We start from the raw sequence: 24,457 nt of genomic DNA, 5'->3' as shown, positions 1-24,457 counted from the left end.
TCGTGTTTTTAACTTGTTTGTGGGGGTAAATGACGAATTAGTCACAAATCTCTTTTATCATTTCAATAGTGAGTGTTAGTTAATTTTAACTTGGTATGATTTTTTGATTAAATTCGTGGATTATTAAAATATAAAATCTTGTTCAGTCAAATAAACATAGTTCCCAGATGGATAATATTTACGCTTGATTTAACGATATGTTTTGTATCGTTAACATTGGCTTACCTGATTAAAAGAAATTTTGACTTCTCTACGTTAGATTATGTAGAGTTTAGTAGAAATGTATTGGTTACAACTGTGATCAGTACACTAGTCTTTCTAAAAGTCAAAACATTTTCTGGCATCATCCGCTATACAAGTGCTCAGGATACTTTCCGTATTCTATATGCTGTAATTGTAATTAACAGTACATTTTTTCTGGTTAACATGTCGTTTGTAGCCACTGGTAACTCACCCATAATCCCAAATAGTGTTCTTATTATTAACGGTTTATCCAGCTTTCTGCTGTTAATAACCTACCGTGTACTGATCAAATACTTCTTTATCTATATCAAAAACCTGAAACTTGATAAGATTAGAGTTATGATTTACGGTGCTGGTGAAGCCGGAGTAGCTACTAAAAGAACTTTTGACCATGATCCGCATGTGAATAAGAATATCATAGCCTTCGTAGACGATGATCAGCGTAAAATGGGTAAAACCATTGACGGGATTAAAATCCTTGATGCTAAGGATCTTGTAAACCTTATTGTAGAACATCAGCTTGATGAAATCATCTTCGCTTCCTATACCATTCCTAAAGAAAGAAAAAACCAGATCGTAGATGTTTGTCTTGAAAATGGGATTAAAGTATTAAACATCCCACCGCCTAATGTGTGGACAGATGGGAAATTACAGCCAACTCAGATTAAGAAATTAAATATCGAAGACCTGTTGGACCGTAAGTCTATTCACATCGATATTGAAGGAATTGGTCATCAGCTTAGAAACAAGCGTATCTTAATTACCGGAGCAGCAGGTTCTATCGGAAGTGAGATTGTACGTCAGCTGACTAAATTTGAAGTAGGTTTGATTATCCTTTGTGATCAATCAGAAACAGCATTACACGAATTATACCTGGAATTGACTGAAACTGCAAAGAATCAGAATTTCCATGCCTTTATAGGTGACGTACGTGATGAAAAAAGAATGGAGCACTTATTCAGTACTTTTAAGCCTCACTACGTCTACCATGCCGGAGCCTATAAACATGTGCCTCTGATGGAAGATAATCCATGTGAGGCCATTAAAACGAACGTACTGGGTACAAAAACAATTGCAGACAAGGCTGTGAAGTATGGTGTACAGAAATTCGTCATGATTTCTACGGATAAAGCTGTAAACCCTACCAATGTGATGGGTGCTTCCAAAAGAATTGCCGAAATCTATGTACAGTCACTTAACAATTCTCTTCATAACAATAACCATATCTTTAGTAATGGATTAAGTTATATCAACGAACTTGATGTAAAACCAATTACCAAATTTATCACGACCCGTTTCGGAAACGTATTAGGATCAAACGGATCAGTGATACCAAGATTCAAACAGCAAATTGAAAAAGGAGGACCGGTTACCGTGACCCATCCTGAGATTACCCGTTATTTCATGACCATACCCGAAGCCTGCCGTCTGGTGCTTGAAGCAGGGTGTATGGGAGATGGTGGTGAGATCTTCATTTTTGACATGGGTAAATCTGTAAAAATTGTCGATCTGGCTAAAAAGATGATTCAATTGGCAGGACTTGTGCCTAATCAGGATATTCAAATTGAATATTCAGGATTAAGACCAGGAGAAAAACTATTCGAAGAGTTATTAAATGATAATGAAAATACGATGCCTACACATCATGAAAAAATTATGATAGGTAAAGTAAGGGAATATGCATTTGATGAGATCCAGCTTCAGATTTATGCCCTTATCGAACATGCTAAAAGATGTGATGATCTGCAGGTTGTTACTTTGATGAAAGAACTGGTTAAAGAATACAAAAGCAAAAACTCAATCTTTGAAGACCTGGATGTAAAATCTTAATACCAGGTCAGTTATTGTTTAATCCATAACTTTAAGGATTCGCCGGTTACATGCTGTACTCTTTTGTACGAAGGCGGAATATAGTTATCGTCACAATGAAAAGTGGCAACACGTGTACCAGAAGGCTTATCTTCCAATATCTCATAAAAAAGAGAAAGGTATTCATTATAAATAGCTTCAGAACAATCAATCAGATTATCTATAGGCTTGTAGTGAAACAGGTTTTCACTGAAAGAGTTATAGAAATAGATATGATCATACTTATCCATGTCCAGTTCATTAAAATTAGCGTGAATGAAATGGACGTTAGGAGTGTTTGTTGCATTTTGGGCAATAATTGCCTCGTCTATTAAAGCTTTCCTCTGCTCCACACCATGAAAAATATGGTCTGGAAAAATATGGCCGCCTACAATACAAAATTTACCAACGCCGCTTCCTATATCCAGAATGTTTTTACCAGCCGGACCACCAGTGAGGTATGCGGCGGCTTTTTTTGCAACTTCAATAGGAGTCCAATGGATAGAAGATAGCTGTTGTGCTCTCAGCGAATATAAACTGTCAAAGGCGGCATCGCTCGAAAAATTGTCAATCATAGTAATTTCCTGCTCCATACAAAGGTACTTGTAATTTTATCAACGGCCTATTCAGCAATCTTAAAAAAAAATGGAGTAACTTTTGCTAATTTGTATTCAACTATTTTAAAATTCTATGGATACAACAAAACCTTCTCTTGTCATTTTAGCTGCAGGTATGGCTAGCAGATATGGAGGAAATAAACAAATTGAATCTTTCGGCCCTTCCGGAGAAACTATAATGGAGTACTCCATTTATGACGCTATAAAAGCCGGATTTGGAAAAGTAATATTTATTATCAGAGAAGAGTTCTCTGTTGCGTTTAAAGAAGCTATAGAACCAAAATTAAAGGATAAAATCTCAACCGGATACGTATATCAATCACTTGAAAGCTTTAGCGGAGGAAGACAAATTCCTGCGGACAGAACAAAGCCATTCGGAACTTCCCATGCTTTATTATGCTGTAAAGAAATATTGGACGGGCCATTTGCCGTAATTAATGCGGATGATTTTTATGGTTTTGATGCTTTTAAACAGGCCTATAACTTTTTGACTACACAAATAGCAGTAAATAAGTATGCATGTATTGGCTATGAGCTTAAGAATACGCTGAGCGATAATGGATCAGTAACCCGTGGCGAAATCAATGTAAATGCACAGAACGAAATTGTAAGTATTACAGAACGTAAAGAAATTTACAAGCAGGATGCTAAGGCATTTACTAAAGTAGATGATTCGATTATAGAATTACCTCTGGATACCAAAGTAAGTATGAATTTCTTTTGTTTTACACCAGAATTTGTCAATTGGTCTGAGGGAGAATACTATAAATTCCTGGATAAGAATATAACGGAGCTTAAAGCTGAATTCCTTATCCCTGAAGTTGCAGATATACTGATTAAATCTGGAGAGGGTGTAGTGAAAATGATTCCTACACAGGCAAAATGGTTCGGCGTAACCTTTAAAGAAGACGCACCTATAGTAAAAGCTGCATTGCAGAAGCTTGCAGATGAAGGTGTTTATCCTGTTAATCTTTGGGCATAAAAAATATGTTTTCACTTAGAGAATATTGGTGGAAAGTTAAACGTCAGATCGAACAGGCGGTGTTGAGGAATTCAGATCCTTCAGAAGAGGAGCATGTTTTCTGGCGCAAAAGACTTTTCACCAATGTGATCAGCTATGGGTTTATTGTTAGCATAATAGCATTTGTCTCTTCCGTGACTTTTGGTTTTTTTGCTGGCAGTACTATAGTTCAGTGGTTTAACGTTATTTTTGTTTTTGCTCTATTATCTATCATTTTCAATAAGAAAATCATGATCCATACCAGGAAAATCCTAGCATTATTTCTTCTTTATGCGCTAGCGATCATTTATATAGCAGTTTTGGGTTCAGAAGGACCAGGCGTACTTTATCTGATTATTATCACGATATTCTCTGCTATGATTTTTCCGCGTCCGGCTGCTTACTGGCTTGTCGGTCTGAATGTCCTGATTTGTGCAGGTTTCGGTGCTGTAATACAGTATAAGCTATTTGAAAGCCCTTTGCTTCAAAGCTATGACTTACCTTTATGGGCATCCTATTCAGGTAACCTGATCTTTGTCAGTCTCATTAGCGTCATGCTCATCAGTAAGGTTTTAAATGGATTGGAGCAGACTATAAAAAAAGAAGCAAATCTTATATCAAGGCTTGATGCCTCAGAGCGGTATTTCCGGAATACTTTTGAAGCAAACCCGGTTCCGATGTATGTATTTGACATGGAAGACGGCCGGTTTTTGCACGCCAATGAAGCTGCCTGTAATAAATACGGTTATACAAAAGAGGAATTCTTACAGATGAACATTGTGGATATACGTCCGCAATCAGAAAGCAGTAAATTGATGGATCTGCATAGTATGATCAAAAACAGGGATTATTCAGGGATATTAATTCATATTAATAAAAATAAAGAAGTTTTCCCGGTAGAAATAGAGACCAATACGATTCGTTTCGAAGAAAGAGAAGCGAGGCTGGTATTAGCCACCGATGTATCCGAAAGAATAAATTATATCAAAGAAATTGAGCGTCAGAATAGAGATCTGAAAGAAATTGCATGGATACAAAGCCATATGGTCCGGGCTCCTTTAGCGAATATTATGAGTTTAACAGAGTTTCTGATCAAATATCCCGGAGAAGATACACAAGAGACCTTGAATTTTTTAAATGACTCTTCTCAAAAGCTGAACATGGCAATCAAGTCTATTGTAGGACAGGCAGGCGGTTCTGGTTTGACAAGCTAAGAACATCTCCACAGAAAGTAATCGTAAATGCTGTTCCCTCATTAATTTTGCTGGTGACATCAATATTTCCGCCCAGAGAAATGATTTGAGATTTAGTGATAAATAAACCCACTCCATTTCCGGCAATATGGCTATGGAACCGTTGATGGAGCCCAAAAATCTTATCCTTATTGGTTTTCATATCAATACCCATCCCATTGTCAGAAAAAATTAAGGTACAAGTATTCTGATAGTCCCTGGATAAGTCTACCCTGATTTCCAGTTGTCTGTCAGGCATCCTGTACTTGATCGCATTTGACAACAGGTTCATTAATATACTTTCCAGATAACTTTTATTAAAAAGTATATGATTACAATCAAAGTTTAAAATCAATTTAACGCCCAGTTGTTTAATCTGCTCATGAAATGAATGGCATACTTTTTCAAATATTTTCAGCACATTTACCTTCGTGATTTTTACACCCTGGTTGTCTTTGAGTGTTAAAATATGTGTGAGATCAAAAACTGTTTCACTAAGCCGGTCCGTAGAGGATTTAAATAAGTCAACTATTCCTTTATTATAATCATCCAGCAGATCAATCTCCAGGATATTAATCAAACCGATCAGGTTTGCTAAGGGTGTTCTCAGGTTATGTGAAATAATATAAACGAACTGATTAAGGTCCTGGTTCCTTTTTGTAAAGTCCTGGATAAGCAACGCCTGTTCATTTTCAGCATTTATACGATCAGTAATATCATTAAATCTTATCATTAAGGCTTGCATAGTATCATCAAGCATATTGATCACAGTTCCCTCTATCCAGCGGTATTCTCCCAGCTTTGTTCTGTTCCTGAATTTTAGATTAACTGTTGCGCCCGCAGTGGCCAGTGCCAGCTGAAGTTTCTCTTTGATACCATTTATATCTTCCGGGTGAATATGATCAGTAATATTGATTTGCAGTAATTCAGTATTGCTAAAACCAAATAGTCTTTCAACGGCTGTAGTTACATGAATGAACTCCCCATTTTTTTTTGTAAAAAATATTAGATCATTACACTTTTCAATGATTGCAAGAAAGTTTCTATTCATCTCAGCATATCCCATTATATGCTCAGTCTTATATCCTGTCTGATACCTAAAGTTTTGTCTCATAACCATTTAAAAATCTAAAATATTCAAACATCCTGACAATTTCTTAATTTTTTTACAGATAATGAATAAAATGAGCGGGCTTTATTCACATATTCAGAAAGACGGTGAATAAAAAGAACGGCAGTTTACTTTTGAGCAGGATTGAATGTGGAGAAAAAATTCTATCTTGGATAAATGATGACAAGGCGTTTTCTTTTTAACAAAAGAATCAATCTAATAATTAGCTTTGTATCGTCAAAATTGTTGACTGAAACCTGCATATGATTAATATCCCATCACTTAGGAATGAAGCTGACAGAATTGATGCGCTTTATGTGTTGGAAATTTTGGATACTGGTGAAGAACAGGAGTTTGACAATATTGTCAGGCTTGCTGCTATAATAGCGCAGGCACCGGTTTCTGCGATCACTTTTGTAGATAAAGACAGAATCTGGTATAAAGCAAAACTGGGTATAGAAATTAAAGAAACACCAAGAGACAATTCTGTAGAAGAAGACTTCCCGTTTTTTGTTGCTATACCGATTGTCGTTAATAAGAATCTTGTAATTGGACATTTAAGTGTGGCCGGTCCGGTTCCGGTTACTTTAAATCAGGAACAACATAAAGGTCTCGCTTTACTTGCACAGCAGGTGACTACACTCTTACAGCTTAAACTTCCGGTTATTAACAATAGTATCAAGGAATTTTATGAAAGTATCCTGAATAATATTCCAACAGATATTGTCGTTTTTGATGCCGACCACAGATATCTTTTTGCTAACCCGATGGCAATTAAAAATGAAGAGTACAGAAAGTTCATTATAGGTAAAGATGACTTTGAATACGGTGCCTTCAGGAATCGGGACCCAAAGATTGCTATGGAAAGGCGGGAGCAGTTTCTGGAAGTGAAAAGTACAGGAAAAGCCATAGGATGGGAAGAAAGTCAAAAAGACCCTGAAGGAAATACAATCACATTTCTGCGGAGAATGTTTCCAATGCATGATGAAAAGGGAAATTTCATTATGGTTATTGGTTTTGGAATAGACATCACCGAACGTAAGCTGCTCGAAGAGAAACAAACAATGATCATGGAGCAGCTGGCCATTCAGAATACCCAGCTGATAGATTTCTGTAATGTAGTCTCGCATAATCTCCGCGGGCCATTAATCAATATGGCGATGCTGGCAGAATTTATACAAGAAGCCGAGGATGCAGAAGAACAAAAATTGCTGGTTTCAAAACTGGAACCTGTAATTGAAAATCTAAAGAGCACATTTAATGAGCTGGTAGAGTCCATACAAATCAGATTAGACAGAGATATTAAATTGGACAGACTGAATTTTAGTACCTGTCTGCAGGAAGCACTGGATGGATTATATGTAGAAATCCAGAAAGCAAAGGCCAAAATAAAGGTCGATTTTGAAGATGCACCTGCTGTATTATATCCGCATAAATATCTGGCCAGTATATTTTATAACCTGATCAGTAATGCGATCAAGTATCAATCGCCTGAAAGACAGCTATCCCTGAATCTTGCTTCTAAAGTTAAGGAAGGAAATATCGTATTGACCGTTCAGGATAACGGATTAGGCATAGATCTTGTGAAACATAAAGATAACATTTTTAAAATTGGAAAGGTATTTCACCGTCATCCGGATGCTAAAGGTCTGGGATTATTTATGACAAAAACACAAGTTGAAGCTATGGGAGGTAAGATTTGGGTAGAGAGTTTTCCTGATCAGGGATCTATTTTTTCTATAGAATTTGTAAATCAAAATATGAATTGGTAATGAAAAAAGTATATCTCATTGATGATGATGATATTTTTGTATTTCTTACAAAAAAGACAATGCTCAAAGTGTCTGAAAATGTTGAAGTAGAAGTATTTTCGGACGGCCTGCAGGCGATTACCTATCTTAAAGAGATTCAGGATAAAAAGGAATTATTACCTGATATTATTTTCCTTGATCTAAACATGCCGGTTATGGATGGCTGGGAATTTCTGACTGAATATCAGGACCTGTATCCATCTTTTGCCAAGAAAAATGAACTGTATATAGTTTCCTCTTCCATATCTCCTCACGAGATGGAGCGCTCAAAAAATATAAATGAGGTCTGTGAATTTATAATCAAGCCATTGGTTAAAGAAAAGTTTCTCGAAATTCTGGAAAATTTATAGTTTTAGAGGATGTTTCAATCCCACTCTGTCAACCTGGATATATTAAAGAAAAGAGCGTTTAATTTACGCTGGGCTACTGTTGCTGAGGGGGTTATCCCTTTGACAGCTGCTGATCCTGATTTCCCTAGCGCACCTGAGATTGCTGAATCTATCATTCGATTTACGAAAGATAGATATCTATCTTATGGCCCGCCTGCCGGATTACCTGATTTCAAGGAAAGTTTAGCGGCCTATTTCACCAATAAACGCAGAATTCCAGCGAATCCTGATTTTATATTTCCGGTGGACAGTGCAGCTTTTGGTATTTATTTAACCTGCAAAGCTTTTCTTTCTCCTGGTGATGAGGCCATAATTTTTGATCCTGTAGACTTTCTTTTCAGATATTCCACAGAGGCTGTAGGAGGCGTAGCTGTTCCTTTCGCTATCCCACCGGGATCTGATGCTGTTGATTTTGATCATTTGGAACAGCTGATTACCAGTAAAACCCGTATGATTTGCCTGTGCAATCCATTAAATCCAACTGGTAAGGTTTTTAGAAGTGACGAATTACTCCAATTAGGAGAAATCGCTATCAAACACGGGCTTATCATTTTATCAGATGAAATATGGAGTGATATTGTTTATACTCCTCATTTATATACAAGTATAGCTTCATTAAATAAAGAAATCAGAAATCAGACCGTAACCGTAACAGGTTTTAGTAAATCCTACGGGCTGGCCGGATTAAGAATAGGAGCAGTAATGGCGTCCAATCAGGTGCATTATGACCGGTTGTTCGAAGTCTCTCTTCATGGTTCTACCATTCATGGGGCCAACATACTTTCGCAGGTTGCGGCTACAACAGCACTCAATGAATGTGGATACTGGCTTGATGAATTTCTGGTACACCTTCAAAAAATGAGAGATCTGGCAGTTGCAGAACTAAATGCTACCCAGGGGTTTAAATGTATTTCCCCGGAAGGTTGTTACGTTGCATTCACAGATATTACCGGTACAAATAAAACCAGTCAGGAAATCTATCAGCTCTTATTGGATAAAGCTAAAGTCGCAGTCGTACCAGGTGCTAAACAGTGGTTCGGTGAAGGTGCAGAAGGCTTCATCAGAATGAGTTTTGCCACCTCAGAATCTATTCTTGGAGAAGCACTGCACCACATAAAAACTACAGTAAATAATTTATGAAAGTAGTTATTATAGGTGGAGGGATCGCTGGTTTATGTATGGGTATCTACCTGCATCAGCATCATTTTGAGGTTAGTGTAAATGAACGGCAGATTTTTACAGCTGTCGGGGGACATGCCTTTTTGATGCATCATGATGGTATCGCAGTGCTGAATGAGCTGGCAGCAAATAGTGGCTATGTGCTGCCTGGCAGACCAGTATATACTTTTACACTGAAAGATCCGGCAGGGAATATCATTACCGAAAAACCTCTGGAAGACTGGCAATGTTTTAAACGAACAGACTTGCTGGCCTGTTTACACCAGCTTTTACCCACTTCCACGTTAAACAATAATCGTGTATTTTCTCATTTTATTTATGAAGACCATAAAATAGTCGCGGCTGCGTTTTTAAATGGAGAAGTCGAATATGGTGACTTGTTTATTGGGGCTGACGGGGCAAATTCAATTGTCCGGCGTCAGCTATTCGGAGAGGTAGATTTTGAATCCGGTAAAGTAAAAGAAGTTGTTGGAATTGTGCAGCATGCTGAACTCGCCGGGTCCCTGCAGGGTAAATTCACTAAATTTCAGCAAAAAAACATAGGGCTTTCATTTGGGCTTATCCCTACTTCGGGAACTGAAATGGTTTGGTTTATGCAATATGACCCTTTACTGGATGATATCAAAGAAAGTGTCAATGCACGTTCTTCAGAAAATTATCATGAACAGCTCCGTGAACTGTGTCAGAATCTGCTGAAAGACTTTCCCGCCGAAGTGCAATCAGTTTTAGAACACAATGATTTCAAAACCAGTTATATCTGGAATACCAGGGATTTTGATCTCCTTCCTGACTTCCATCATCAAAATGTAGTGCTGATTGGGGATGCAGCCCATGTAGCTTTGCCTTTCACGAGTGCAGGTACAACCAATGCCATGCTTGATGCAAAGATTCTATCCGGATGTTTAATGGATTATGCTGAACCAGATACTGCCTTTAAAGCTTATTATCAAGCCAGGGCAGAAAGTATCAAAGCGCATGTCAGCCTGGGCCGGGAGCTAAGAGATGCCTTCCTAAATCCATCTTCTTTGGGTACTATTCCGCTCATTAGTAGTGTTTTAAAGCAATAGTTGTTCCTGGTTGTTTTTTCTGTTCGTTAATGAACGGAATGAATGGAGAAGCGGTTAAAGTATTTCTTAACTTTATTTCATATCATTTCAAGTTATTACTGAATGAAGTAAAAAGAGGGGAGAAACTATGATTAAAGTTGGAATTATTGATGTCAATCAACAAAGCAGAAATATGATGCGTGTGATGCTTCATCATCAGCATCAGCATAATTTAAAAGTAACCCTTGATATCGGATCTATGGGTGAATGTAAAAAAGTGCAGCCTTCACAAGAACCTAATGTCACCTTATTAGATATCGAAGTGAATGGAATTGATATCATTCCTGACATTTACCGTAAGTTTCCCAATACCAACGTTGTAGTTTATAGTCATATTCAAGACCATAATACAGTCCTTGCCTGCGTGAAGGCAGGTGCTATGGGGTATCTTACCAAAGATACCTGTGTAGATGACGTAATTTCAACGATCGTAACCACTTATCGCGGAGGTTCTGTTTTTAGTCCTTCCATCTCCAGAAATGTAATTCAGCAGGTACAGTATACCATAGACTATCAGTCTAAACTTAGCCATAGAGAACGGCAGATTGTAGAAGGCCTTCAGCATGGTTTAAGTTATAAACTGATAGGCTATAAATATGGAATATCATTGGATACTGTGCGTCAGTATATCAAAAGGACCTATAAAAAACTGAATATTAACAGTAAGGGTGAATTACTTGCCCAATTCAAATAAAAATTCAATAGGTGGTACTGCTGCTTGCCAGGACAGGCAGATATGCTTTCATCAATCAATCAGGATGCATAAAATCGGCTATTTGAAAATATTATGTCTTATGTTTTGCTGTCTTGCCGGGTTTACCGTATCTGCCCAGGTAAAATACACTTTCCTGCATGATACATTGGCAATTAAAGGGGGAGAAACATTCTCGAACCTTTTAAAAGTTACAAATCCTGAAACAAAAATGATTGTTCTCAGGCAGAATAAAAGCGGATCAATCCTCCCTAAAGGATTGATCTCATTGCCGGATAGTCTGATTTTAAAAGCTGGTGAAAGCAAGGTTTTTCCTGTAAAATATATCGCCGACCGGCAAACTCTCCATAGTAATAACCAGGTTTTTACACTTCATCTGACCTCTGCTGGAGGTGTTCAGGTACAGGAATCTGCTGCATTTACAACCATTTTGACTGATATTGGCGGGTTAACTATCGGTACAGAAGAAAATGAGGTCTATCTGAGTCAGATGAGCAATCAGGCACAGGTTGTAGTCCGTTGTGCAAATAATGGTTTTGTACCCATCACCTTTAGACTCTTACTTTCTGGCATACCCGATGGACTAGAATTTACAGGGCAAACCATGAACCTTACTTTACAGCCTGGTTCTCAGCAATTATTACCCTTTCTGGCCAGAAATAAAGTAAATACAAATATTCCCGCAGATTTTACGGTAACCATTCAAGCAGTAGATGCCAGTAATAATCAGCTGGCTGTTAAAGTCATCAGGATTGTCAACCTGACCAATGCCAGGAAAATGAGCATGAGCAATGATCAGTATAGCGGAACGCTGGCCAATACAGTAGCCTTGCGTTATGCAAGTATGAGCAGTAATTCTTCTTTTTATCAGTTGCAGGCCAATGGTAAAGTAAAGACAGGGGATAACGGAACAATTGAATACCGGTTAAATGCAGATCAGTATCATCAGCCAGGTGTTAATGGAATAAATATCTATAATACTTATGCAGATTATCAAACCAAAAGTTGGGGTATTAAAGTGGGGAATATCTATGAAAATGTAGATTTTTCATTAGGTGGCAGGGGAGTTAAAGCCAGTCTGAAATTTAACCCTAATGAGAGTTTATCCGTTTATGGTATTCAGAATAACTTTCTTTTATATGATCAGTTCAGTACGACTATTGCAGGCGCAAAAATACTGGCCATTGATTATAACCTGGCTACTGCCGATGGTAAAGGAGACAGGAGGCTCACTTATATTCACAGCCGCGATTCATTTACCGGGCTTGAGGCAGATCAGATGAGTTTTAAAACCGGTGTGAGATTAAAAAAGGGGCAATTTCTGAATTTTGAAGGTGGTTACTCATTAGAGAAACAGAATACCATATTTTCTACTTCCAAACATGGTGTTTCTGCGGGTATAAATTATGGTCTCAACAGTAGTGACTATCAGTTTTTTGGGAACGGATATTATAGCAGTCCATATTACACAGGGTTAAGGCGTGGTTTACTGATGACAGATGTTCGTTTGACACGTAAACTTGAAAACAACAATTCGGTGGATGCTCATGTCAATATACAGGTTAACAGTCCAAAATATCAATATGATATCAATAGTATTTTTAATGCGGGCATCAATAAAAATGCGATATACATTTATGAACTAGGCTATAATACCCGGGCTGGAAACCTTTTTATAGGCTTTGGCCCTTATTTTATGAATCAGCACGTCATCACTTCAGCTATAACTGACCTGTCTGGCGCTCATGCAGACTGGAAATCTTCGGCTATGCGTTTTACAACCAATATGGCCTATAGCGGGAGAATAAACAGCTTCTCAATGACAGCTGATTACGGTTATACTTACATCAATACATCCGGCAGACCGATGGCCCCTTTTCATTCCTTAAAGGTCAATGCGAGCTACAACATACCTATTTTGGGCTTTAGCAGTTATGTCCAGCTAAACCCATTTTATATCTCAGATATATTGTCTTCAACAGGGAACAATAAATATCGATTATACTCCTTTGGTCCTAACATACATTTTGAGCTGTTACAAAACAGTCTTAATTTCCGGTTTAGCGGTATGTATAATTATTATGGTTTTACACATAGTGATAACTATTCAGTGACCGGGAATATGAGATATCTGATGAAAGGCCACTGGGCGCTTACCGGTGATTTTACCTATACCATAACTAAACAGAAACCACTAATTCAGGGTTACAATCCGGCTGAGCAGGTGAATATGAACAACCTGTTTTATGAAAACAGGCAATTGAGGGTGGGAATAGAAAAGCAATTTGGCGCTCAGGGGCAATCGGGAACCAAAAAATTACTATTGACTTATTACCAGGATGACAATAGCAATGGCATATGGGATGCTGGGGAGAAACCTGCAGGAGGCTTATTAGTGAAAATAAATGGGGAGGCAGCTTTAACCAACAGCAAAGGGGTTGTTGAATTCAAGGATATGAAAAAAGAGGCCTATACAGTTAGTGTGACCAATACCAAAGGCTGGAGTTTGCAGGATCCAACAGTCGTTTTCCTGGATAAAAGTAAGAAATTGGAAGTCCCCCTGGTCAGAACACAAGCCCTGAACGGTTGTTTAAAGCTGAAAGCTGAAAAATATATGGATGGGCCGCCTGCGCTGGCCGGAATAAAAATTAATGCAATAGACCCTAACGGGCGTATCCATCAGACCTTAACCGACGACAGAGGTAATTTCTGTTTTTATCTGCCAAGAAACAATTATACAGTATATATAGAAACTGCAGGTATGCCATTCTCTATTGAAAACGAAAAAGAAGAAGTGTCACTTCGGGGAGGTCCGGTTGAGATGCTTACTTTCCTTTATCGTGATGAACGCAGAAAAATTGTAGTCAGCAGGTTTTAGCTTCTGTTCTGAATTAAAAGCCTAATCAGGGTGCAACAATACTATAGGTAACTGTTGTACTATAACTTCCGGCTGTTTTATTTAATAGATTGGAAGTCTGAGTTGCCGGAATCCGGTATTGAAGATTAAGCAAACGGTCTATGACAGGATTAGCAGAAGAAATAATTACCTGTGGAGCCGAAGAAAGGACAATAGGCTGGATTCCTGTCTGACCAGTCATCCCTTCAATGGTAATTACCCCGACAGGTATTTGTGCGCCACCTGCAGAACTCAGAAAATTACTGCTCGCCTTCACCGTTACATTATAAGGTACTGTGCTGCTCACTTTAATATGGCCTGGCTTTGTGGTCGTAACCCCTTGCTGATAGTTCGCAGTCGTACTCACTGTTAAGGTGACATTGGGATCCGGAACTACCAGTTCCATCATGTTACTTACATTCACCTGAGCGGTACTGTTCATTGTTTTTGAAATTGGAGTTGCCGGAAACGACGATGCAGTTTTTGCAACTGTATAAACCACAGGTGCAGAATAAGTTCCGGCCTGTACGAAATTGCTGCTGAGATTTGCTCCGCTGATACTTAAAGCAGGAGTAAGTACATCTTTATTACCGATCTGAACAGGGATACCGGTCGAAGTAGTCAGGAGCTGATCGGCGGCAGAAAGATTAATTGCCGGACCACTATAAGCACCTGTCAGCAACGCGCTCATTAAACTTACATTATTTGTTGCAGGCAACTGATTATAAGGCTGAGTGGTCGTAAATGAAAAGACAGAACTGGTTGCCCTGAGGCTGATTTGAGTAGGTACCGTAGTAAAATAATCATTATTAATCGGAGCGCTTATCCCTGCCGAATTTCTAAAAAAAGCAAATGAGTTCACATTCAGTGCCGTTGTAGCAGGAATCAGGGTATTTAAAGTTACATAAGCGGGTATAACAATAGTCAGTGTCTGTGAAGCCGGGTTAACTCCCCCTGTCAAAGTTAAGGTTGTTGCATAACTTCCCGCTGCCCATGCAACGCCCACTGAAGAGACCGTATAATCTACAAGTATCGTTCCGCTGAGCAGGGCCAGCAAGACATAATAGATGTTTTGAGGGGTATTAGAGAGTACGATCTGTGTTGTGCCCCCAAGCACGCCTATACTGCCACCAATAGAAGTTATTTTCATATTGATCAGATTTGGGGCTAATAAAACAGGGGCTAAAGTACTGGGGGTAGGAGATAGGCTTGCAGCACCTGCATTCGCATTGATAGCAGATATCAGGCTTAAAAAGGGAGATGCACCAGTATTTATATTGACTTTATAATCAGTCTGACCTGAAATATTAGCTTCAGGTAAGCTGATGGTTAACTGTGCATTGGCTTTTCCTGCTGTAAAACAGCAAAAAATAACACTAAGGGCGGTATATAATCTCTTTTTCAGCAACTTTCAAGTCATAAGAAGATCCGGCATCAAGTAAAGCAACTGCAAGAAATTTGCCTTTTAAATCAAAAGGTAAGTCAACCATGACCCATTGTGTGGCATCGGGCAGCATGGCAAGCACTTCTGGTTTTATTTTTATTTCCTCTCCGGTTTCTTTATTGGTTAATTCAAACCGGATGAAAGCATCTTTATTCAGGCTTCCTTTATTGTGTATTTTTAAAGCGAGCCTGCGATATTTGTTTTTACCATTTTCATATAATCCGTGATCATCAAAAGATAGAAATTCAAGCTCTCCCGGGCTAAGTCCTCTGGGAACATAATAAACCTGTATCCCAACCTCCATTAAAACATTGATCCCAATCTTGGCTGTACTTTTTTGTTGTGCTTCCTGTTCCCTGACCTGTGTGAAAAATAGCATGCTGCTGGTCAGTTTTTTCGCGTCGGCTGGAATATTGAGCGATATGATAACCTGTTTATTCTCTCCGGGCTGTACAGATACATCATTTGAAGAAAGTGTAATCCAGCCCGCATTGGATAATGGCTTTGTATTGCTGTCATAATACACTTTGGTTCCCAGAGAATCTCTTTCCCAGTCCTGCTTCCTTGTGGTAAAGGAGAGTACACCGCCAGAAGTATTGCCAAAAGTAATCGTCTGACTAACTGTTTCTCCGGGGTTTCCGGTAAAGAAGATCCTGGATGGAGAAATTGAAAACCCTTGCCCCTGAGCTGGATTGAGGAGTACAGGAGCAAGGTATAAGGTAAATAGAATAGTTAATAACCTCATTAAAGCCGGTTATGGTTGTGTGATCGTATATACGATGTTTGTAGCATAAGTTCCAGCTGCTTTATTGATCAGACCAGCACCATTGGCTATCGTATAATCTATATTGTAAGCCGTACCAATTGTGGGTGCGGCGGCAGCTGCTATAATCTGGGAAGTTGTTGTAAGATTTGCATTGGAATAAGTTGCACCTGTTGCAGCAGTACTGGGATCAACACTTATCTGTACAATACCTAAAGATACCGGTGTTGTATTCGCAGCAAAAGTATTAAATTCGGCAGTTGCCTTTACATTGATGCTGTAAGGTTTATTACTGATCACAGAGAAATGACTTGCTTTGGTTACCGTCTGACTTGCAACGTAGTCAGCAGCTGATGCATAAGTGAAAACTACTCCCGGATTAGGGCCCAGGGTGATAGAAAAGGCATCAGAAAGTACAATACTAAGTGGTACATTTCCAGTTACAGTCTGCGCATTGGCTTTCACATTAAAAAATGTAAAGGCGGCTAGCAGTGCGGCGATAATGAGTAAAGTTTTTTTCATGTTCTGTTGAAATACGTTATCAACAAAACTAGACGTAAAGTGATATTAAATCGCCAGAAGAATGACACATGTTGATGTCACAACAATTATGGTTTTTTGAAGGTGATGATAAAAGTACAACCCTGATCCAGTTCACTTTCTACTTCAATTTCGCCCCCCATTGAAGTAATCTGGGTTTTTGTGATAAATAAGCCGACCCCGCTACCGTTAACATGGTTATGAAAACGCTGGTTTAATCCGAAAATTTTGTCTTTATATTTTAAAAGATCAATACCAATACCATTATCAGAGAAAGTAAGAATGATATTTCCATCTTCATTTTTCTTTGTCAAGATTTCAATTCTGAGTGGTCTGTTTGTCGAATAATACTTCATTGCATTCGACATTAAGTTCATCAGTATGCTTTCTAAATAACTTTTGGGAAAGGGGATCATTTCACATTCGAAATCAGTGTGTATATAAATTCCCAGTTTGTGGATTTGTTTATTAAAATAGTTGCATACTTTTTTAAAAACATAAGACACACTTACATTATCTATGATTACTTTTTTATTGCTTTTAATGCTTAGCATTTGTGTCAGGTCATAAATAGTTTCATTCAGTTTGAAAGCTGAATCCCTGAACATATCTACAATTGTTTTATTATAATCATCCAGAAGATCATAATTCAATATGTCAATAAGCCCGATTAAGTTAGATAAAGGGGCACGGAGGTTATGTGAAGTGATATAAGCAAATTGATTTAAATCCTGGTTACGGGAAGTCAGTTCTTCTATCAGCTGGTCTCTTTCTTCTATTAATTTGTTACGGGTGATATATTCACGAAAATTAGTCGCCAATGCACTAACATCAGAGTTTTTAATCATATTGTCTTTAAGTTGATTCGACATGAGTATAAATTCATTGGAGATGTTTGGTATAAGGCAAACACCTTGCCATACTCAGATTAAATAAGCTGTTTCAGCCTGCTGTATTTACTTCTTAGCAGAATATAAAGGGCTAATATATTGATAAAACGTATTTTCTGTATTGTTGATGTATGTTGTTGATTGTTAGTATTATATGTATGTGTGTGATGTGGCTGTTAAAGGAGAAAAACCGATTGCCGGAATTCAGCAATAATTTGATGGTGTTTATAACTGTCAATAACTTATATCGGGCTTTTGCCCATTTTTCTTTTGTGTATTTTTGTTTAAAACATTGTTATTCATTGTGTTGGATTTGTTTTAATATTTGATTAACAATAAATGAATGTTTCTTTTTCAGTTGGATAACAACATTACCAACAGTTATCCACATTAAAATGTGGATAACTGTTGGTAATGTAAATAAGTCCTGATCATCCGGATGTATATAAAAAAAACCTGCTCCTTTACAGAGCAGGTTTTTTTATCTTAATGAGGTATTATTATTAAATAATTGTACCGTCTTTACCAATTTTTAATGAAGCAGTTTCACTTCCTTTTTTGGCATCAACCTGGTAATATTCCGCTTTACTTGCATCAGTGATTTTGAATGCTGCAACCGGAGCCCAGTCTTTATATTTATCTGATGATAAAGTTGCTTTTACTGCATCAGGTAATTCTTCAATTTTAACCGGAGTTTTAGTTGTACTATCTTGTTGAGCTACGATAGCAACCGGAGTTTTAATATCGTTTGCTTTAACTGTTGAAACTCCTGCAAATGCTAATAAGGCTGCGCCTAAGATTAAATTTTTCATATGTTATATTTTTAAATATGTTTTAAACGATGATTCGTATTAACCCTTGTTACATAATGATGCCAAGGGCTTTTCATTTATTTAATTCCTTGTTAATGAGATATTTATGTTTTTTAACTATATTTCTTACTGTAGACAAGTTCTACACTTTGATGCGAATAGAATCAACAGCTTATTTGTTTTTAAGCTAAAACGTATTGATAATACTTCCCATGTTGTCCCGTTATAAGTCTGGTGTTAATTTTAAGACTGGATCATTTGGCCCAAAACAAACAGACAATTTTTATTTTAATGTAATTAAATCATTAATTGACTAGATTTACACCTTTATACTAGAATAATATGTGTGGAATAGTAGGATATATAGGTTACAGAGAAGCCTGGCCGATTGTGCTTAAAGGCTTAAAAAGATTAGAATACCGCGGATATGATAGTGCAGGTATTGCACTGATTAATCAGAGTGGATTAAACTTATACAAAAAAGCGGGAAAAGTTCAGGAACTTGAAAATTTCAGTGAAGGAAAAGACAAATCGGGAACGATTGGTATGGGGCACACCCGTTGGGCAACTCACGGTGAACCATCAGACAGGAATTCACACCCGCATACTTCTAATGATGGTAAATTAACTATTATCCACAATGGGATTATAGAGAATTATGCCACCCTGAAAGAAGAGTTGCTTTCAAGAGGTCATGTATTCAATAGTGATACAGATACCGAAGTATTAATTCATTTGGTTGAAGAGATCTATAAAAAAGAAAATACAGATTTATTAGAAGCTGTACGTTTGGCTTTACATCAGGTTAGCGGTGCTTATGCCATTGTGATTATGGATAATGATCATCCGGATCAATTGATTGCAGCCAGAAAAGGTAGCCCAATGGTTATTGGGGTAGGGACAGGAGAATATTTTATTGCTTCGGATGCTACACCGATTATTGAGTACACCAAAAACGTAATTTATCTGAACGATAATGAAATCGCATTCTTAAAACGTGATGAATTATTGATCAAACGTCTGGATAACGTAGTACAAACCCCATATATCCAGGAGCTGGAGCTTAAACTTGAAATGCTTGAAAAGGGTGGATACGAACACTTCATGCTGAAAGAGATTTTTGAGCAATCGAGATCTATCAGAGACTGTATGAGAGGTCGTATTTATCCAAATGAAGGAAGAGTACAGCTTGGCGGGATCAAGGAATATGCAGATAAACTTAAAAACATAGACCGTATTATTATCGTAGCCTGCGGAACGTCATGGCATGCTGGTCTGGTTGGAGAATATCTGATCGAAGAATATGCAAGGATACCGGTAGAAGTAGAATACGCTTCAGAATTCCGTTATAGAAATCCTATTATCACTGAAAAAGACGTAGTGATTGCCATTTCCCAATCCGGTGAAACAGCTGATACGATGGCTGCCATAGAAATGGCCAAAGAAAAAGGAGCGACTATTTTTGGAGTTTGTAACGTAGTAGGTTCATCAATTCCACGTCTTACCCATGCAGGTGTATATACCCATGCAGGACCAGAAATCGGTGTGGCTTCAACTAAAGCATTTACCGCGCAGGTAACCGTACTGACGCTGATGGCTTTTTACATGGCACAGCAGAAAGGTACTTTAACGCAAGCCAAGCTGGTAGAGTTATTGACTGAACTGGATTGTATCCCTGAAAAAATTACGAAAGCTTTAGAGTCCAATGAATTGATTAAAGAGATTGCCCATAAATTCAAAGATTCAAGAAATTGCCTTTTCTTAGGCAGAGGAAGTGGCTTCCCTGTCGCATTAGAAGGTGCATTGAAATTAAAAGAGATCTCTTATATTCACGCTGAAGGTTATCCTGCTGCTGAAATGAAACATGGTCCGATAGCCCTGATAGATGAAGAAATGCCAGTAGTCGTAATTGCTACAAAAAACTCTTCTTACGAAAAGGTAATCAGTAATATTCAGGAAGTAAAAGCAAGAAAAGGAATTGTATTAGCTATTGTTACCGAAGGGGATACGGAAGTTCGTAAAATGGCTGATTACTGTATTGAAATTCCTGACGCGAGCGAGGCTTTCTTACCATTGCTGGCTACAATACCATTACAGTTACTTTCTTATCATATAGCCTTGCTAAGAGGCTGTAATGTAGATCAGCCAAGAAACCTGGCTAAATCTGTCACAGTAGAATAAGAAAAGAATTTTTCTCTAATCAAACAGCCCCCGGTTTAGCTAAACCGGGGGCTGTTTGATTTAACGTAATTAAAGAATTCCCGCTAAGAGCAATCTGCTTTTAAGAAGCGATAGTTGCAGTTGTTCTGCCAACCACCATCTTTTTTACAGTCTCTATAACCGAGGCTTTATCATAACCACAAAGGGCCCAGAGTTCAGGTTGTTCACCATGCTCAATGATTTCATCCGGTATACCCAGACGGGTTACAGTTGCCTGGTAATTATGATCAGCCATAAATTCAAGTATAGCAGAGCCCATTCCACCCTGAATGCAGCCATCCTCTACAGTAACTATCTTTTTATAACGTTTAAATACATCATGTAATAAAGCCTCATCCAGAGGTTTTACAAAGCGGATATCATAATGTGCAGGATGAATCCCTTCTGTATTCAGTTCCTTACAAGCTTCAACGGCAAAATTGCCGACATGCCCGATGGTCAGAATCGCAACTTCTTCACCATCACATATTTTTCTGCCTTTTCCAACTTCAATAACTTTAAGCGGGCGTTTCCAGTCTGTCATGACTCCGTTTCCTCTTGGATAACGAATAGAAAAAGGTCCCATGTTTTCCAGCTGTGCCGTATACATCAGGTTTCTTAATTCTTCTTCATTCATAGGGGCAGCAACCGTCATGTTTGGAATACAACGCATATAAGCAAGGTCATAGGCACCATGATGTGTCGCACCATCCGAGCCGGCAACACCAGCACGATCCAGACAGAAAACAACATTTAAGTTTTGTATGGCAACATCGTGGATCACCTGATCATAAGCACGCTGCATGAAACTTGAATAAATATTACAGAATGGAACCATCCCCTGAGTAGCCAGTCCGGCAGAGAAAGTTACCGCATGCTGTTCGGCAATGCCGACGTCAAATGCACGGTCCGGCATAGCTTTCATCATGATATTCATTGACGAGCCAGACGGCATAGCAGGTGTAATACCTACAATATTTTTATTCGCCTCAGCAAGCTCAACCAGCGTATGTCCAAAAACATCCTGGTATTTTGGCGGCTGTGGTTTATCAGATACAGACTTCTTAATCTCACCGGTAATTTTATCAAAAAGGCCTGGAGCATGCCATTTGGTCTGATCCTTTTCGGCCAGTGCAAAACCCTTTCCTTTAACGGTTACACAATGTAATAGTTTAGGGCCGGGGATATCTTTAAGGTCTTTTAAAATAGAAGCCAGTTTTTTTACATCATGACCGTCCACAGGACCAAAGTATCTGAAATTCAGTGCTTCAAAAAGATTGCTTTGATTCAGTAAAGTACCTTTGATACTTTTCTCTATCTTTTTAACAAACTTATGCGCATTCGGGCCAAGCTCAGAAAGTTTGATTAATACATTTGATATATCATCTCTGAACCGGTTATAAGACTTGGAAGTGGTAATGCTGGTCAGATATTCTTTAAGTGCACCAACATTCGGATCAATGGACATACAATTATCATTCAGGATAACCAGCAGATTTGAATTTTCAATTCCAGCGTGATTAAGTCCTTCAAAAGCAAGTCCGGCAGTCATTGCACCATCACCAATGACGGCAACATGCTGACGGTCTTTCTCCCCTTTTAACTGTGAAGCCACAGCCATACCCAATGCTGCAGAAATTGAAGTAGAAGAGTGTCCTACACCCATCGTATCATATTCACTTTCACTGATATTCGGGAAACCACTGATGCCGTTAAGCAGGCGGTTTGTATGAAAAACAGATTTTCTTCCGGTCAGAATTTTATGGCCATAAGCCTGGTGGCCCACATCCCATACTAATTTATCGTAAGGGGTGTTCATAACGTAATGTAAAGCCACAGTAAGCTCTACAACACCAAGACTGGAAGAAAAATGTCCGCCGTTTACACTTACTGTATCAATGATATACTGACGTAATTCCTGGCTGATTTGTTCCAGATCATCTTCTTTATACTGCTTTAAATCAGCAGGATAATTTATGTTTGGTAGTAATGGAGTGTTGAAGTTTTCCATGCAGGGTTTAATAGACAACAATATACAAAGTACGGGATTTTAGTTAAGATAACCACAAAATAATAGTCATTCGAATAACAAGAACTTTTTTGATTTGCAGGATACATTATTCAGGGCCTCTAAATCAATGAAAAAACCATAGATAGCTTCATCACCATTAAAAAAATATATATTACCGAAACAGTTTAAAATTCATCTGCTCACTTATTTATGTTTCTTTTTAGCTCCAACCGCGCCATATTCATTTCTGATAGTAAAGCTATCAGAAATAAATCTGACTTGTTTCGCTTAAAAATAAATTATAAACAATTGAGTATCTAAATTCCAGCAGCTTCTGATGAAAATGATTATTTTTACAGAAATATACTTTGATAAATGGAAAGAGATACTTTAATTTTTGATTTGATTGACAGGGAATTAGACCGTCAGGAAAACGGCCTTGAACTGATTGCTTCAGAGAATTTTGTAAGCAAACAGGTGATGGAAGCTGCGGGTTCAGTATTAACTAACAAATATGCTGAAGGCTTACCAGGCAAACGTTATTATGGCGGATGTCAGGTAGTTGATGAGGTGGAGAATATTGCCATTGAGCGTGCAAAAAAACTATTTGGTGCTGAATGGGTTAACGTTCAACCACACTCTGGTGCACAAGCTAACGCAGCAGTAATGCTTGCTGTTATACAACCAGGAGACAAAATTCTTGGATTTGATCTTTCTCACGGAGGACACTTAACACATGGTTCTCCTGTAAATTTTTCAGGTAAATTATACCACCCGCTTTTCTACGGAGTAAAAAAAGAAGATGGACTGATTGATTATGCAAAACTAGAAGAGTTAGCATTAGCTGAACGTCCAAAATTGATTATCTGCGGTGCATCTGCTTATTCCAGAGAATGGGATTATGCTTTTATCCGTAGCGTAGCAGATAAAATTGGCGCATTGGTGCTTGCTGATATCTCACACCCAGCCGGACTGATTGCAAAAGGATTATTGGCAAATCCACTTCCTCATTGCCATATCGTTACTACAACTACACACAAAACATTACGTGGTCCACGTGGCGGACTGATTATGATGGGGAAAGATTTTGAAAACCCATTTGGTCTGAAAACTCCAAAAGGAGAAACCAGAATGATGTCATCTGTTTTAGATATGGCAGTTTTTCCAGGTACTCAGGGTGGGCCTTTAGAACATATTATTGCAGCTAAAGCGATCGCATTTGGTGAAGCTTTAAGTGATGAATATCTGGTTTATATTAAGCAGGTACAGGCAAATGCGCAGGCAATGGCGAAGGCATTTGTGAACAGAGGTTACGGTATCATCTCAGGAGGAACAGACAACCACCTTATGCTGATCGATTTACGTAATAAAAATATAACTGGAAAACTTGCAGAAAATGCGCTTGAAAAAGCAGATATTACCGTGAACAAGAATATGGTGCCGTTTGACGATAAATCTCCTTTTGTAACTTCAGGAATCCGCATTGGAACTGCTGCGATTACAACCAGAGGATTTAAAGAACAGGAAATGGAAAAAATTGTTGATTTAATAGATCAGGTTTTAACTAATCCAGAAGATGATGCCCATTTGAGTGAAGTGAGAAAACAAGTAACTGAACTGGTTGCTGGTTTTCCATTATACAAGTAACAAATAC

General features: G+C 38.2%; 19 protein-coding genes. 11 read left to right on the top strand and 8 right to left on the bottom strand.

Translation table 11 applies throughout. The features are described from left to right. The first annotated feature begins 138 nt into the window (after window positions 1–138). Window positions 139–2,073 (top strand): polysaccharide biosynthesis protein, encoded by a 1,935-nt coding sequence (locus HDE68_RS12215; RefSeq protein ID WP_183882272.1) that lies wholly within the window; start codon window positions 139–141, stop codon window positions 2,071–2,073. An 11-nt stretch (window positions 2,074–2,084) separates the two neighbouring features. Here the strand turns inward: HDE68_RS12215 and HDE68_RS12210 are convergent, their stop codons facing one another. Further along, entirely contained in the window at window positions 2,085–2,684 is a 600-nt protein-coding gene (locus HDE68_RS12210; protein ID WP_183882270.1) for a class I SAM-dependent methyltransferase, read from the bottom strand. A gap of 97 nt (window positions 2,685–2,781) precedes the next feature. Here HDE68_RS12210 and HDE68_RS12205 point away from each other — a divergent pair, with 97 nt between their 5' ends. Further along, window positions 2,782–3,690, top strand: a complete 909-nt coding sequence (locus HDE68_RS12205; RefSeq protein ID WP_183882268.1) for an NDP-sugar synthase — start codon at window positions 2,782–2,784, stop codon at window positions 3,688–3,690. A gap of 5 nt (window positions 3,691–3,695) precedes the next feature. Continuing rightward, window positions 3,696–4,922: a PAS domain S-box protein gene (locus tag HDE68_RS12200; protein WP_183882266.1), complete on the top strand. Its 1,227-nt coding sequence runs from the start codon at window positions 3,696–3,698 to the stop codon at window positions 4,920–4,922. Here the strand turns inward: HDE68_RS12200 and HDE68_RS12195 are convergent. After that, window positions 4,882–6,054, bottom strand: coding sequence for a sensor histidine kinase (locus HDE68_RS12195; RefSeq protein ID WP_183882264.1), 1,173 nt, complete (start codon window positions 6,052–6,054; stop codon window positions 4,882–4,884). The two genes, HDE68_RS12200 and HDE68_RS12195, sit on opposite strands and share 41 nt — an antisense overlap. A gap of 260 nt (window positions 6,055–6,314) precedes the next feature. On the opposite strand from HDE68_RS12195, the gene HDE68_RS12190 reads away from it, so the two are divergent. From HDE68_RS12190 to HDE68_RS12165, 6 genes are all read left to right on the top strand, one after another. After that, window positions 6,315–7,823 carry a sensor histidine kinase gene (locus HDE68_RS12190; RefSeq protein WP_183882262.1) on the top strand — a complete coding sequence of 503 codons (1,509 nt, stop codon included), beginning with the start codon at window positions 6,315–6,317 and terminating at the stop codon, window positions 7,821–7,823. Beyond that, the gene (locus HDE68_RS12185; protein ID WP_183882260.1) at window positions 7,823–8,212 is read left to right on the top strand and encodes a response regulator; all 390 of its coding nucleotides are present in this window, start codon (window positions 7,823–7,825) and stop codon (window positions 8,210–8,212) included. Before HDE68_RS12190 ends, HDE68_RS12185 begins: the two co-directional genes overlap by 1 nt. A gap of 9 nt (window positions 8,213–8,221) precedes the next feature. Further along, entirely contained in the window at window positions 8,222–9,391 is a 1,170-nt protein-coding gene (locus HDE68_RS12180; protein ID WP_183882258.1) for a pyridoxal phosphate-dependent aminotransferase, read from the top strand. Then, window positions 9,388–10,497 carry an FAD-dependent oxidoreductase gene (locus tag HDE68_RS12175; protein WP_183882256.1) on the top strand — a complete coding sequence of 370 codons (1,110 nt, stop codon included), beginning with the start codon at window positions 9,388–9,390 and terminating at the stop codon, window positions 10,495–10,497. The genes HDE68_RS12180 and HDE68_RS12175 overlap by 4 nt, the downstream gene beginning before the upstream one ends. A 127-nt stretch (window positions 10,498–10,624) precedes the next feature. Further along, entirely contained in the window at window positions 10,625–11,230 is a 606-nt protein-coding gene (locus tag HDE68_RS12170) for a LuxR C-terminal-related transcriptional regulator (RefSeq protein ID WP_183882254.1), read from the top strand. Between the two features lie 100 nt (window positions 11,231–11,330). Beyond that, window positions 11,331–14,126 (top strand): hypothetical protein, encoded by a 2,796-nt coding sequence (locus HDE68_RS12165; RefSeq protein WP_183882251.1) that lies wholly within the window; start codon window positions 11,331–11,333, stop codon window positions 14,124–14,126. Window positions 14,127–14,151: 25 nt separating this feature from the next. Here the strand turns inward: HDE68_RS12165 and HDE68_RS12160 are convergent, their stop codons facing one another. The 5 genes from HDE68_RS12160 to HDE68_RS12140 all read right to left on the bottom strand — a co-directional run bounded on the left by HDE68_RS12160 (window position 14,152) and on the right by HDE68_RS12140 (window position 18,593). After that, window positions 14,152–15,552, bottom strand: coding sequence for a hypothetical protein (locus HDE68_RS12160; protein WP_183882249.1), 1,401 nt, complete (start codon window positions 15,550–15,552; stop codon window positions 14,152–14,154). Further along, the gene (locus tag HDE68_RS12155) at window positions 15,521–16,333 is read right to left on the bottom strand and encodes a hypothetical protein (RefSeq protein ID WP_183882247.1); all 813 of its coding nucleotides are present in this window, start codon (window positions 16,331–16,333) and stop codon (window positions 15,521–15,523) included. Before HDE68_RS12155 ends, HDE68_RS12160 begins: the two co-directional genes overlap by 32 nt. Window positions 16,334–16,342: 9 nt before the next feature. After that, window positions 16,343–16,873, bottom strand: a complete 531-nt coding sequence (locus HDE68_RS12150) for a hypothetical protein (protein WP_183882245.1) — start codon at window positions 16,871–16,873, stop codon at window positions 16,343–16,345. 86 nt (window positions 16,874–16,959) lie between these two features. Beyond that, on the bottom strand, window positions 16,960–17,763 hold the full coding sequence (locus HDE68_RS12145; protein WP_183882243.1) for a sensor histidine kinase: 804 nt from the start codon (window positions 17,761–17,763) through the stop codon (window positions 16,960–16,962). Between the two features lie 521 nt (window positions 17,764–18,284). Continuing rightward, window positions 18,285–18,593 carry a hypothetical protein gene (locus HDE68_RS12140; RefSeq protein ID WP_183882241.1) on the bottom strand — a complete coding sequence of 103 codons (309 nt, stop codon included), beginning with the start codon at window positions 18,591–18,593 and terminating at the stop codon, window positions 18,285–18,287. Window positions 18,594–18,935: 342 nt separating this feature from the next. On the opposite strand from HDE68_RS12140, the gene glmS reads away from it, so the two are divergent. Next, window positions 18,936–20,774 (top strand): glutamine--fructose-6-phosphate transaminase (isomerizing), encoded by a 1,839-nt coding sequence (gene glmS / locus HDE68_RS12135; RefSeq protein WP_183882239.1) that lies wholly within the window; start codon window positions 18,936–18,938, stop codon window positions 20,772–20,774. A gap of 100 nt (window positions 20,775–20,874) precedes the next feature. On the opposite strand, the gene dxs is transcribed toward glmS, so the two are convergent. Next, the gene (gene dxs / locus HDE68_RS12130) at window positions 20,875–22,803 is read right to left on the bottom strand and encodes a 1-deoxy-D-xylulose-5-phosphate synthase (RefSeq protein WP_183882237.1); all 1,929 of its coding nucleotides are present in this window, start codon (window positions 22,801–22,803) and stop codon (window positions 20,875–20,877) included. A 375-nt stretch (window positions 22,804–23,178) separates the two neighbouring features. Between dxs and glyA the strand changes: the two genes are divergently transcribed. Further along, the gene (gene glyA / locus HDE68_RS12125) at window positions 23,179–24,450 is read left to right on the top strand and encodes a serine hydroxymethyltransferase (RefSeq protein ID WP_183882235.1); all 1,272 of its coding nucleotides are present in this window, start codon (window positions 23,179–23,181) and stop codon (window positions 24,448–24,450) included. Window positions 24,451–24,457: the final 7 nt, after the last annotated feature.

Origin of the sequence: Pedobacter cryoconitis (assembly GCF_014200605.1) — a bacterium.
Lineage (GTDB): Bacteria > Bacteroidota > Bacteroidia > Sphingobacteriales > Sphingobacteriaceae > Pedobacter > Pedobacter cryoconitis_B.
The sequence above is the reverse complement of the archived record's forward strand: the minus strand, read 5'-3'. Positions and strand labels throughout refer to the sequence as shown.